The organism is Flavobacterium stagni (genome assembly GCF_004122105.1).
Lineage (GTDB): Bacteria > Bacteroidota > Bacteroidia > Flavobacteriales > Flavobacteriaceae > Flavobacterium > Flavobacterium stagni.
The window spans coordinates 36,499-49,028 of record NZ_SBKN01000010.1 but is presented as its reverse complement, the minus strand read 5'-3'; the positions used below and the strand labels follow the sequence as shown (position 1 = coordinate 49,028).

Sequence of the window (12,530 nt, the reverse complement as noted above, 5' to 3'; positions counted from 1 at the left end):
GAAGGAACAGGAGGGTATTAGTACCTAAATTTCATCTTTTGCTGTATCGACTAATTTCAAAATCCTTGGTTATACGTATGGTCAAAAGAAATGTTACAAAAAAAAGAGTAGAAAATAAAAAAGTCAGCACAAAGCCGACTTTTATTAATATTTCAAAATTTATAATTTAAAAAAATTATTCCTGCATGGTATGATAGACATTCATCACATCATCATCTTCTTCAATTTTTTCGAGTAGTTTTTCCACATCGGCCACTTGCTCAGGCGTCAATTCTTTGGTCACTTGCGGAATGCGTTCAAAGCCAGAAGATAAGATTTCAATACCTTCAGCTTCCAAATGTTTTTGAATCGAACCAAAACTTTCAAAAGGCGCATACATCAAAATACCGTCTTCATCCGCGAAGATTTCTTCCACACCAAAATCAATCATTTCCAATTCCAATTCCTCGATATCTTGTCCCGTATTCGGAATACGGAAATTACACGTATGGTCAAACATAAATTCAACCGAACCTTGTGTGCCTAAAGTACCGTTACATTTATTGAAATAACTACGGATATTTGCCACAGTACGGTTGTTGTTATCGGTAGCTGTTTCAATTAAAATGGCGATACCATGCGGTGCATAGCCTTCAAACAGAACTTCTTTATAGTTGGCCGTATCTTTATCAGATGCTTTTTTAATGGCGCGCTCCACATTCTCTTTCGGCATGTTTGCCGCTTTTGCATTTTGCATCACCGCACGTAAACGTGCATTGGCTTCCGGATTCGGACCACCTTCTTTTACGGCAATAACAATATCTTTTCCAATTCGGGTAAACGTTTTAGCCATTGCTGACCAACGTTTCATTTTTCGGGCTTTTCTAAATTCAAACGCTCTTCCCATTGCTCTGGTAATTTAGCTGTTAATGATGTATTTTTCGGACGCCAAAGGTAAACTTTTCAATAGAAAAGTCAAATAGCTTGTTCCGTCTTATTTTTTATAAAAAGGCATTTTCACCACCTTAGCGGCTACTTTGTTGTTTCGAATTTGAATGTAAACGGTGGAGTCAACTGCTGCAAATTCTGTTTTCACATACCCCATTCCGATGCCTTTACCCAAAGAAGGTGCCATCGTTCCTGAAGTGACAATACCAATGTTGTTTCCGTCAGCATCCACAATTTCATAATCATGTCTTGGAATACCGCGTTCGATTAATTCAAAGCCTACTAATTTACGTGATACACCCGCTTCTTTTTGGGCTTTTAAATTAGCACTGTTGGTAAATTCTTTGGTGAATTTGGTAATCCAACCCAATCCGGCTTCAATAGGAGAGGTGCTGTCGTTGATGTCGTTTCCGTATAAACAGAAGCCCATTTCCAAACGCAAGGTATCGCGCGCAGCCAATCCAATGGGTTTGATTCCAAAAGCTGCACCCGCTTCAAATACTTTTGTCCATAATTGTTCCACTTCACTGTTTTTACAGTAAATTTCAAAACCACCGGAACCCGTATAACCCGTTGCTGAAATAATCACATGTTCGATACCTGCAAAAGGTCCCACTTCAAAATGATAGTAGTTGATGGCCGATAAATCTACAGAAGTTAAGGATTGCATCGCTTCAATAGCTTTGGGCCCCTGAATCGCTAACAATGAATAGTCATCAGAAATATTGCGCATCTCTACATTGTCGGTATTGTGTGATGCAATCCAATTCCAATCTTTTTCAATATTAGACGCATTTACGACTAACAAATATTGCTCTTCCTTCATGCGGTACACGATCAAATCGTCTACAATTCCACCGTCATTGTTGGGCAAACAGGAATATTGCGCACGTCCGACAGTCAATACCGAAGCATCGTTTGAAGTCACCCTTTGGATCAAGTCCAAAGCGCCCGGACCCGTAATTAGGAATTCACCCATGTGCGACACGTCAAAAACGCCTACACCGTTACGTACCGTTTCATGTTCGATATTCACCCCTTCGTATTGAACAGGCATATTATATCCCGCAAATGGAACCATTTTCGCTCCCAATTGCTCGTGGATGTGCGTCAAAGCAGTATTTTTCATTGTACTAAAGTTGGTTTGTGGCGCAAAAATAAGAAATAAAGGACAATCTAACTCACTTGTGTTTTCTTAATTACAAGGTATTTTTCAGAAAATCTGTGAGCAGGTATCAGTGAGCAGTTATAAGTCGTCAGTGATCAGTATAGAGTTGCGAATCCCAAATCTCTCCCGAAATTTCGGGACCTAATCTCAAATCCCAAAATCTAACATCAAATCACTAGTCACTAGTCACTAGTCACTAACCACTAGTCACCAAATTTCGTATCTTCGTCCCATGAATCCACCCATTCTTTGTATTGGCGCAGCATTATTGGATGAAGTTTACTTCAGTCAGTTAACGATGCTTTTGGAAACCTCAAATCCAGCCCATGGAACAACATCGGTGGGAGGTGTGATGACCAATGTAGCCCGTCATTTGGCAGCTTTGGAAATTCCAATACAATTGATTACTGCTTTAGGTACGGATGCTGCTGGTCAAGAAATTCATTCGCAATTGGAAGCGACAGGTATCGATTTGACGCATGTGCTTTCTTCCGATAAACCTACGGGTAAATACATCGCCTTTCATCATCCCAATGGACAACTCTTTACAGCCATTTGTCAGGATGAAATTACGGCATTGATTACCCCCGATTTTTTGGAAACTAAAATGGATATTTTACACCAAGCTTTTTGTATTGTAGCCGACACCAATTTAGCAGTGGAAACCTTGCAATGGTTGAGTACACAAGCGGCTCTATACCATTGGCAACTGGTTATCGAACCCGTATCGGTACTCAAAGCAGTGAAATTAAAGGAAGTCAACTTAAACCCTGTCGTCTTACTCACTCCCAATGAAGAAGAATTAGAGGCTCTGGGCGGACTGGATTCCCTCTTCCAACGTGGTGTAAAAGCAGTTTGGTTACGAAAGGGTAGTGCGGGATCATCGCTGTATACTACTTCAGAACAGGTTGATTTGGGTGTCCCCACCATTCAAATGGCAGACTCCACAGGTGCCGGAGATGCAGCATTAGCGGGTTGGTTATATGCGCAATATCATCATAAAAATAGTCAAGAATGTTTAGAATACGGTCATGCATTGGCCTTACATATTCTTCATCAAAAAGGAGCCGTTGACAGCCAACTGCATCCCCAACAATTAGAATTACTAAAAGAAAATTATTATCCATGAATACCTACCTACAAATCAGTCCCGAAGTTCAAGAAGCTCTAGCCACAGGAAATCCTGTAGTCGCTTTAGAATCCACCATTATTTCCCACGGAATGCCTTGGCCCCAAAATGCAGCTACTGCCAAAGCCGTGGAAGCCGTCGTACGTGCCCATGGAGCGGTACCAGCCACCATTGCTATACGTGATGGTTTTTGTAAGGTGGGTTTAACCGAAGACGAAATTGACGACTTCGCGCAAGCCAAAGGCGTTTGGAAAGTAAGTTTACGCGATATGCCGTATGTGATCGCTAAGAAAATGGATGGGGCTACTACTGTTGCCACCACCATGCGCATTGCAGTTATGGCGGGAATTTCCGTTTTTGCCACGGGCGGAATAGGAGGTGTGCATCGCGGTGCAGAAACCACCATGGATATTTCAGCCGATCTCACCGAAATGAGTCAGACCAATGTTGCCATCGTCGCTGCTGGCGTGAAATCCATTTTAGATATCGGACTAACCCTAGAATATTTGGAAACACTTGGCGTACCTGTAGTTACTTACGGGCAATCGGAATTTCCTAGCTTTTATTCTACCAAAAGTGGCTTTCAATCGCCCATGCGTGAAGATTCGGTGGAAGGTTTAGCCCAAATGCTGAAAGCCAAATGGGCATTGGGATTAAACGGTTCGGTACTCATTGCCAACCCAGTTCCACAAGAATACGAAATGCCGATGGAAGTGGTGGAGGAACACATTCTAGCCGCTTTAGCCGCTGCTGAAAAACAAGGTATTCGCGGAAAAGAAGTAACCCCATTTATTTTAAAATTCATTGCCGACCATACCCAAGGAGAAAGCCTGGAAGCCAACATTGCCTTAATTAAAAACAATGCAAAAGTGGCCGCCAAAATTGCAGTAGCCTTTACTCAATAATAGATTAATTTATACTGATTCGTTTGGAGGTGGTACCCACTGTGATTATGTAAATGCCTTTCGGTAATTCATTTACATGGAGTACTGTTTCGGGTGATTCGATATCAAAATCACGCATCTTTTGACCCAATACATTCGTTAGTGTCCCTTTTCCAAAATAGTCTTGGGTTCGAAGGGTTATCGTTTCATGTGCTGGATTGGGTGAAACAGACCATGTAGTAGTGGTAAACTCGTGCTGATTCAAAAAGACTTGATCAAGACGAATAATATAAGGCGTATAGTTGGTAGTGCTTGGATTTAATGGCATACCATGCATCGAACCTGTTCCCAACGTAATTCCTGAGATGGTTGCAAAGGAACTGTTCGAGTTAATCGTAAGGCCGTCCAATTGATCGTTCCCCGTACTACTTCCTCCGATAGTGTGATGAATTAGATTGCCATTTAAGTCATAGGCCAAAAGCAAAATATCATCTTGATTTCCAGGATTTGTAGCGAAGTCAGGTAACCATTGCACGGAATTACGTGTTGTACCCGCTACATAAATGACGGCCGGGTAATTTTGTCCCCAACTCACGGCCACCGATTTCGATTTGGCCAGTTTAAACTGCCCCGCGCCGGGTACCTCACGATACCAAACCAAATTGCCCTGCGGATTTAATTTGATCAAAAAGAAATCCAAACCAGCTACTGGCCCTTCCGTGGGCTGCCCCAGAAGTGGGAAATTATCATACAAAGTGGAAGTGAAATACACATTGCCCGAAGGGTCTATGGCTACATCAGGATCTGAACACGTAATGTCTTCAAAAAAATGAACCCATTGGAGTTGTTGGGAGGCATTGTAGTAGGCGATATAGGTGCTGTAAGAAAGTGAATTGGAAGCGGAAGTACCATTGAAATTAGGAATACTTTGAGAACAACCACCCGCTACGGCAATATTCCCTTGAGGGACCACGCTGATATTGCTGATCATTTTTACATTGTTTTGGGTAATGGTAAAAAGTGTATTTCCATTGGTGTCTAACTTTTTAATGTACGAATTAAAATAATTGTCATACCCAATATAAACGGAATTATAGACGTCTAAAGTAAGCGCTCTAAATCGAAAGACATTATTACCCGAAAGCGGAAGATGCCAGACATAATGCCCGTCACTATCTAATTTTAGTAATACAGGATGTTCTCCAGAGGTATCACTTAAATGCAACGTCTCATAATCCAGTTGGGTGATATAATTTAATGCGATATATAAGCTATTGCCATCTGAAACAAGCGCGTAAACATGCAAATCTCCTAAAAGATTTACAGCGTATTCATTTTGTAATAAGGAATTAAATTTTTTTAAGGTAAGGTTACTTTGCGCTACATTGTAGTAGGAGAGCGTACCTGTATTTCCACAAACATAACTATAGCCACTGGAATCGACAGTGGAAAGCGTACCCATTAGATTGGGATTACCCGTGGTACCGGGAAGATAACTTACCCAACTCGGACCCAAAACTTGTCCCGAAGTGATGGCGTATAGGGATAAACACAAAAAAAGATAAAAAGACTTCATGGCAATAGTTTAAAGGGATGATTTAAACTATAAAGATAGTAACTTTTCTAATTGAGTGAAAGATCACAGAGCAACAACTTTGGCAATAGAAAAATAAATTTAATGAGATTGTGTTTTTGCCTCACACAATTCATTTTACTTCGTATATGTTATCAGTTTAAAAATCACAGCAAATAACTGTAATTTTCTTCATTATTTACAATTCAGTTCATACAATTCAACTAAATAAGTAACCCCTTTTTTATTCAAATCCTCTTTGGTTATTTTCTCTAAAAAATTCGGACAACTATCTTCAAAATAGGCTTTTAGTGTCTTTTTTAATTCCGTATAACAATTCATGCAAACACTTAAACCATTGTTGCCAAATTCATCCAAGTATAATCCAAAATCTTCATTTGGTCTTTTTATATAATAGGTTCCTCCACCACCAGTTTTGGAAGCAGGATTGTAAGCATAATATGCCGCATAAATAGAAATTTTACCCTCAATGATAATTTTTGCCCAAATTTTTTTGTCACCGGGTTTAATTTTTTTTCGATCAAACGTTCCTTGATCGGCCAATTTTAAAGAGATATATTTTACAATTTCATTTTTATCATTAGTAATTTCAAAATTACTTACGTCATCAATTTTATATTTTTCGGTTTTCCCATCCTCTTCTTCTTTAAATTTAATTTTGGAATCATCAGGATACTCTGGCAATTCGATAAAACCATTTTTAGAAGTACCATCATTAAAATTTATTTTGGCTTTGTAAAATTTGGCAGAAACAAGTAAGGGAAATAATAGAAGAAATAAGACAGCTTTTTTCATTTTTGGAGGGTTAAAATAGATATTAAATTTAAAATTTTTTAGACCGAAATTAAGGTTAGCTCTAGTTTCAATTAAAGTAAACTCAATTGTTTTTTTACTATGAGAAACGTTTTATGTACTGAAATGTTCAAAGCACTTAGGTTATATAAATAAAACGCTAACTTTCTACATTCGAGTATAGCCACTAAGAGCATCACAACTAAAATACGAAATAACCCCAAATAGTTATTTACAAAAAAGGCTCCGTCAAGCGGTATTTATACGAAAATAACACCAAGCCCACTTTGGATTTGATTTGGAAGCGATCAAACAAAGCTGAACGGTACGCATCAATTGATTTTTGGGAAACCCGCATCAACTTAGACATTTGCTCATAGGTCAGTTCACGCTCATCGCAAACCAAGGATAAAAACTCCAACTCTTTATCGGATAAATCAAAAACAGTTGGCGTCAAATCGGATTCGCGTGTATCGTAATTCTTGACCCGCTTTAAGATTTCGGCAATATTATCATAGCCAATGTTGAGGATATTGTCAATGGCCGACTTTAAATCGGCGGCCGTGCAGTTTTTATGCAAGAAGCCGCGGGCGCCATGGTGATAGGCATCATCAATGATATGTTCGTCAATGTGCTGAGTGAGCAACATCACTTTGTAGTCGCCGCCCATCTTTTCCAATTCCTGTAATACTTCAATCCCGTTTTTATGCGGCATGGAATAATCCAAAATATACATATCCGGGACAGGGTCCAAAGGTAAGGATTCCAAAAAATGGTCTCCGTCATCAAATTCGTGACTCACTTCGTAGTCACCTAAGCGTTTGATCAATTCTTTGAGGCCTTGCCGGACAATCTCATGATCGTCAATTAAACAGATGCGAATGGGTTCCATGGTACTAGGGTTTTATTACGTGTTGTTTTTGTTCTAATTGCGAGACAAGACCAATTGGGTGCCTTGTCCCGGTTGGGAGGCAATCTGTAACGTACAGCCGATTAACTCGGCTCTACGTTTCATGGTGATCATTCCTAAAGATAATGATTTTTCATTCAAATCAAATCCTTTTCCGTCATCCTTTATTGATAATTTAAATTTGGGCGAAGCCAATAGTTCGATATTGATATTTTTCGCCCGTGCATGCTTCAAACAATTGTTCAGCGACTCTTGAAAAATACGATAGATAATTAATTTTTCATCGTCTTTTAATAGGAGTGGAGCATCACTAACGGCAATACCAAATTGGATCCGACTGTTTTTTTGCAGACGTTCGAGTTCGTTGCGAATCGCTTTCCCTAAGTCTTGTTGCATCACCAACTGACTGCTCAACGAGTGACTGATGCTGCGCACCGATTGCGACAAATGGTTTAACGATTGCGAAAGTACACTCAACCGTTCTACCTCTTCGGGATGGTCGTGCTTATAATTCTCAATTTGAAAATTTAACGCCGTAATCTGCTGTCCCGCATCATCGTGTAAATCCCTTGAGATGTTCTGCAACAATTGCTCCTGGGTTTCCACGATCGTTTCGGTTAACGTAGTCTGGTATTCCATGTCTTTGGCATGCATCTCCTCGGCGTGTTTTTTTACTTTGGTGATGTATAATCGGGCCAGTAAATAACTGAATAGAGTGGTCAGACTCACAAAGACCAAACAAACAAATATTCCTAAAGCGATTTTGTAATACTCAATGGGCATAATAGTTTAATTATTTTGCAGTTGTTCAATTTGTTTGGCGGATTTATACTCTTTATAAGCAAATAAAAGAAAAAGACTGTAAGTAATGTAGTTAATGTAAGTAGCAACGATATCTATCAAAGTTGTTCCAAACAGTATCGTCTCTTGAAGATCCCAACTCACAAAGGAAAAAATCATTGATAATCCAAAAAACATAAACAAAGGCGAGCTGAAAAGGATAAAATTATTGGAGAACAAAAATTCAAAATCTTCATTTTTTAATCTTTTAATACACGTAAAAAAATACATAAATAAATAGATAATACTTCCAATGGGGAAAATAACATAGGAAACATTTTTCAAGTCCAATTTGTAAATTAATAAGGATACAATTATTATGAAACTCGCTATTATCCAGGGTATTTTTCTTTTAAAAATATTTAATTTCCCTATTTGAATATACCACAATATAGTAGATAGTGAAATTGTAGATATCATGATAAGATTGTCAATAAAAAAATATTTTTTATGATCTATAAACCGAAGATAATAGGTGGTAAATTCATTAAAAATATACAACAGTAGAATCGATAAAAACAAATAGTGATGCTTTTTACTTTTAAGAATGAATAGGGTGGATAGTATGAAAACTATCCCTTCAAAATATACAATTAAAGGTAAATGATTTAAAAAGGCAATAAATGTATTGTTACAGGTCATTTCAATCGTCTTGCTATAGAAATAGTAGATGTTAATGGTGGAGTTTGACCTCCTGAAAAATCATAATACATCGTCTTCGTTCCATACTCCAACTTAAATCCGATACTGGTCACGTTGGTCGGACTCACAATCTGGGCAAAACTAAACGTTGCATTGCGACGGTCGGTGGGGGCGATACCAAACAAGGTAAAGATAGCTTTAAATAAGGGAAAAGAAAAAGAATTTGCTTCACAATTGTAATCCGTTATTTCGGTAATTCCAGTGGGAACCCCTAAGGCGTTGGTTTCCACTTGAAAATAATGCGGGTAATTACTGCGGTCAAATGAGGAGGAAAGATTCGCTAAATCCGATCCGTTGATTTGAAAACTAAGACCCGCTGTAATCGCCGTTTCAATTTGTGTATGGTAAATCAAATCGGTTAAGTCGTGGCCCAAAGCAATGAAATTATTACTGTCTTCATAACTGAAATAGGCAGCATTGAACTTTAACCAGCCCGTAATCACTTTTGGATCAGTTGAACTCACCAAATTCAAATCAATAATGAAATAATCGGCAACATGGGGTGAAGGAAGTAAATTAGAAGCGAAATACGCACTGTTGGCAATTTTCCATGCATTATCTACTAAATTGGCGTCAATGACAATAATGTTTTCGGGTGCTGCAACATGGCTGGTAGAGCCTAAACCTTGGTTCATAAGTTGAATGTTTTAGAGTTAATAAATTGGGGTTATTTTGTAGAACAAATATGCAGTATACTTCGAATTAATCCTATAGGAAAAACACTATTTGTTTTAGGTATTTTTCCTATAGACTACTCGGAAGAAGGCCTGGCTTGTTCTTGAACGTCAGGAAATACAAGGGTTTTCTTGCGGGCAGTCTTAAAAAACATTCCAAAAATAAAGACGATGACATAAGCCGCAAGATCATCAGCATCACTCATTATTCCACAACCTAAAGCCGCAATGAACAAAGCAATCACCCAGCGAAAGGTGATTTTATACCGCTCCTTGTCCCAATAATCCCATTCCGTGTCGTACCATAACGCGATTAACAATCCAAACCAACCCATGGTGCCGCCTAAAGCACCGGTAAAACAAGGTGCCGAACTCCAAGCTGCATGCAGGTAACCACTCAATAAAGTACTGTAAATAAATAATCGCAAACGCGTTTTCCAAGGAACAACAGGCTCTAACAATTGCCCTAAGTAATACCAACACAAGACCTGAAAACCAAGATTAATGATACTCGATTCGATAAAAGGAGCCGTCAACAATCGCCAATTATACGTCTCGGGAAGTAATGCCCCCATGGCAATTAATTCGTCAGTATCAAAATAGCCAAAATGCAACCCACCCGCAAATCGGAAAATAAAGAGACCAATACTGCCCACTATCAACCAAGGCGTAAGTAGGTACCGGTACCTGGGTAAGATGGCAGGTATCCATCCGCTGGCATTATCCAAGTCAGCACAATAATCATCAAAGGCAATTCCATAACGCAAATGAGAGGCAATGGGATGTGCCGATTGCAATAAGGCAAATCCAATAGCCCCAAAAAATAAGATAAAAAGAAACACACTGAAAAAAGCATCATACAGAAAATCACCTTCCGCATCGACAGCCCCTTCAAGTAGAATTAGAGGTTGAGAAGTAGTCCCTTTCAAACCCGTTGCCACTTTTTGAAACGTTTGCCGCTCGTAATGCTTATCCAAACGATGAAAGGAAGTAAACGTAAATGTTTTGGTTTTTACCTCGCGCAACCAAATCGAACATTGATGGTCCAATTTCTTTTGCTTAGCCGCATCACTGTCGTACGCATTAGCAAGGGTTTCGGAATAGGAGTGGAGCAACCATATACGGTGTTGCTTTGACGCTTTAGGATGTATAGTGTCCACCAACGGAACAATAGCCGTCATGTGTAGATTCAGATCCGTATCCAATCTTCCAGTAACGGAATAGGAGCGAACATCCGTAACCTGTGAGGTGTCAATTTTCCAATCTTTAATGAGATACGTGGCGTAGTAAGGGGAATAGGTGATCGCACTGGTTCGCGCTACCGTATGCTTTTCGCCCGCCAGATGATGGACCAATTGTTGCACCATCATATTGCCAAAGAGCAAAAAGAAAAAGGAATAAATCACAAGCATTCGTGAGGAATAGCGACCCACCCGTTCGAAATACCGAAAGGAATTCCGCATCAAAAAGAGCCACACCAAGGCCGAAACCATCGGGATAAAAAACAATACAATATCCTCCTCCCAAATGAGTCCGATGTGCGGAATCACAAACAAAACATGGAGTATACTTAAGTATCCCGAACAAATGACCAGCCCCATCAACAGGCGCGGAAATAACAGGCGAATTTTGGCAATTAACGGTAATGGTTCCAAACAGCAGTCGACTTTTTAAGTGGATTTCTTTTGGTCGTTAAAATACGAATTTTGTTGCCGAATAAACAAATCCAATTCTTCGGCACTTTGGGCAATCATTTGGATGTATTCCTGCAGCTCGGGTAAAGTTAGATTTTCTTGTTGCATTTGTTGGGTAATGCCTAAGATATTGGCAACCGGTTTACGCAAATGGTGCGAAAGTTCAAACAACACATCACCCAGCGTTTTATCATTGGTAATAATCGAAGTGATGTCTTGAATAGAACCATACCAGATCGTTTCTTCATCATCCGATTTTTCGATACGGGCTTTCACCATATGCCAAATCTCCCGATGCGTTAAATCGGTAGTACGGTAGATAAAATGCCAATTGGTTTTTTGGGTAATGGCCAAATCCACACTTTTTTTCACATTGGCCACATCATCAGGATGAATATAAGCCAATAACGCATTGGGGTTACTGTACACATGCTCATTGCGCAAATGTGGAAATAAAAGGGAAAAACCATCGCTGATGAAATCAAAATGACCCTTGCCATCGGCCGTATTGCGGTATTGAAACAACATCCCCGGCGATAAATCCGTTAGGCGTTTCATCTTGTGCGATTGTTTGGCAATAGACTGGTTTTGAAGAACTATTAATTTGCGCGAATTCAAATAGTCCATCGCTTTTCGCGAAAGCAGTTTTAAGGCTTGAAGCTGACGGGCATGCAACTTTCGGGGCTTTGTATCTACCACACAGAGCGAACCCAATACATAACCTTTGGGAGTCACCAATGGGGCGCCTGCATAAAACCGAACCCCGTTTTCCTGAAGTACATAGGGATTATTGGCAAACTTTTGATCCAATAACGCATCTTCAACAATCATCAAATCCTCCGTATTGTAAAGCATATGCTGGCAAAAAGAATCCGATCGATTCACTTCTTTTAAGTCAAGACCATAAATCGATTTATGCCAAGATCGAGAATCATCCACCATCGTAATTAGTGATATCGGTGTATCGCATACCAAAGAGGCAATTTCGGCAATATCATCCAAAGCCTGCTCGGGCTTAGTGTCCAATATTTGGTAATTGAACAATTCCTGTAAACGTTTCGCTTCATGCATAGTTAGGGTATTTAAATGGCGTAGAGTGCAGCTATTGTTGATATAAAGTTACAAAATGTTTTTGGGATACATGAAGTAGGGAGTGTTAAAAAAGACGCTGAGCTACTAAGCTGCTGAGCTACTGAGTTTCCATAACGTGAATTCA

Annotated in this window: 11 protein-coding genes; 2 read left to right on the top strand and 9 right to left on the bottom strand. The window is 39.4% G+C overall.

Annotated elements, in window-relative coordinates; genetic code table 11:
- Window positions 1–175: 175 nt before the first annotated feature.
- Both EQG61_RS13270 and gcvT read right to left on the bottom strand, forming a co-directional pair.
- The gene (locus EQG61_RS13270; protein WP_129462436.1) at window positions 176–886 is read right to left on the bottom strand and encodes a YebC/PmpR family DNA-binding transcriptional regulator; all 711 of its coding nucleotides are present in this window, start codon (window positions 884–886) and stop codon (window positions 176–178) included.
- Window positions 887–973: 87 nt separating this feature from the next.
- Window positions 974–2,056, bottom strand: a complete 1,083-nt coding sequence (gene gcvT / locus EQG61_RS13265) for a glycine cleavage system aminomethyltransferase GcvT (RefSeq protein ID WP_129462435.1) — start codon at window positions 2,054–2,056, stop codon at window positions 974–976.
- A 271-nt stretch (window positions 2,057–2,327) separates the two neighbouring features.
- On the opposite strand from gcvT, the gene EQG61_RS13260 reads away from it, so the two are divergent.
- Complete coding sequence (locus EQG61_RS13260; protein ID WP_129462434.1) at window positions 2,328–3,224, top strand: PfkB family carbohydrate kinase; 897 nt, start codon at window positions 2,328–2,330, stop codon at window positions 3,222–3,224.
- Window positions 3,221–4,129: a pseudouridine-5'-phosphate glycosidase gene (locus EQG61_RS13255; RefSeq protein WP_129462433.1), complete on the top strand. Its 909-nt coding sequence runs from the start codon at window positions 3,221–3,223 to the stop codon at window positions 4,127–4,129. Before EQG61_RS13260 ends, EQG61_RS13255 begins: the two co-directional genes overlap by 4 nt.
- A 4-nt stretch (window positions 4,130–4,133) precedes the next feature.
- On the opposite strand, the gene EQG61_RS13250 is transcribed toward EQG61_RS13255, so the two are convergent.
- From EQG61_RS13250 to EQG61_RS13220, 7 genes are all read right to left on the bottom strand, one after another.
- Entirely contained in the window at window positions 4,134–5,684 is a 1,551-nt protein-coding gene (locus EQG61_RS13250; protein ID WP_129462432.1) for a T9SS type A sorting domain-containing protein, read from the bottom strand.
- A gap of 192 nt (window positions 5,685–5,876) precedes the next feature.
- Window positions 5,877–6,497 carry a hypothetical protein gene (locus EQG61_RS13245; RefSeq protein WP_129462431.1) on the bottom strand — a complete coding sequence of 207 codons (621 nt, stop codon included), beginning with the start codon at window positions 6,495–6,497 and terminating at the stop codon, window positions 5,877–5,879.
- A 229-nt stretch (window positions 6,498–6,726) separates the two neighbouring features.
- The gene (locus tag EQG61_RS13240) at window positions 6,727–7,386 is read right to left on the bottom strand and encodes a response regulator transcription factor (protein WP_129462430.1); all 660 of its coding nucleotides are present in this window, start codon (window positions 7,384–7,386) and stop codon (window positions 6,727–6,729) included.
- Window positions 7,387–7,419: 33 nt separating this feature from the next.
- Window positions 7,420–8,187 carry a sensor histidine kinase gene (locus EQG61_RS13235; protein WP_129462429.1) on the bottom strand — a complete coding sequence of 256 codons (768 nt, stop codon included), beginning with the start codon at window positions 8,185–8,187 and terminating at the stop codon, window positions 7,420–7,422.
- A 695-nt stretch (window positions 8,188–8,882) separates the two neighbouring features.
- Window positions 8,883–9,581 (bottom strand): hypothetical protein, encoded by a 699-nt coding sequence (locus EQG61_RS13230; protein WP_129462428.1) that lies wholly within the window; start codon window positions 9,579–9,581, stop codon window positions 8,883–8,885.
- 116 nt (window positions 9,582–9,697) lie between these two features.
- Window positions 9,698–11,275 (bottom strand): rhomboid family intramembrane serine protease, encoded by a 1,578-nt coding sequence (locus tag EQG61_RS13225; RefSeq protein ID WP_129462427.1) that lies wholly within the window; start codon window positions 11,273–11,275, stop codon window positions 9,698–9,700.
- A 15-nt stretch (window positions 11,276–11,290) separates the two neighbouring features.
- On the bottom strand, window positions 11,291–12,385 hold the full coding sequence (locus EQG61_RS13220; RefSeq protein WP_129462426.1) for a GAF domain-containing protein: 1,095 nt from the start codon (window positions 12,383–12,385) through the stop codon (window positions 11,291–11,293).
- Window positions 12,386–12,530: the final 145 nt, after the last annotated feature.

Excerpts from the sequence above, each read along its gene's own strand:
- EQG61_RS13220 (WP_129462426.1), bottom strand. The coding sequence starts at position 12,385 with ATGCATGAAGCGAAACGTTTACAGGAATTGTTCAATTACCAAATATTG.
- EQG61_RS13240 (WP_129462430.1), bottom strand. The coding sequence starts at position 7,386 with ATGGAACCCATTCGCATCTGTTTAATTGACGATCATGAGATTGTCCGG.
- EQG61_RS13235 (WP_129462429.1), bottom strand. The coding sequence starts at position 8,187 with ATGCCCATTGAGTATTACAAAATCGCTTTAGGAATATTTGTTTGTTTG.
- EQG61_RS13270 (WP_129462436.1), bottom strand. The coding sequence starts at position 886 with ATGGGAAGAGCGTTTGAATTTAGAAAAGCCCGAAAAATGAAACGTTGG.
- gcvT (WP_129462435.1), bottom strand. The coding sequence starts at position 2,056 with ATGAAAAATACTGCTTTGACGCACATCCACGAGCAATTGGGAGCGAAA.
- EQG61_RS13255 (WP_129462433.1), top strand. The coding sequence starts at position 3,221 with ATGAATACCTACCTACAAATCAGTCCCGAAGTTCAAGAAGCTCTAGCC.
- EQG61_RS13230 (WP_129462428.1), bottom strand. The coding sequence starts at position 9,581 with ATGAACCAAGGTTTAGGCTCTACCAGCCATGTTGCAGCACCCGAAAAC.
- EQG61_RS13250 (WP_129462432.1), bottom strand. The coding sequence starts at position 5,684 with ATGAAGTCTTTTTATCTTTTTTTGTGTTTATCCCTATACGCCATCACT.
- EQG61_RS13245 (WP_129462431.1), bottom strand. The coding sequence starts at position 6,497 with ATGAAAAAAGCTGTCTTATTTCTTCTATTATTTCCCTTACTTGTTTCT.
- EQG61_RS13260 (WP_129462434.1), top strand. The coding sequence starts at position 2,328 with ATGAATCCACCCATTCTTTGTATTGGCGCAGCATTATTGGATGAAGTT.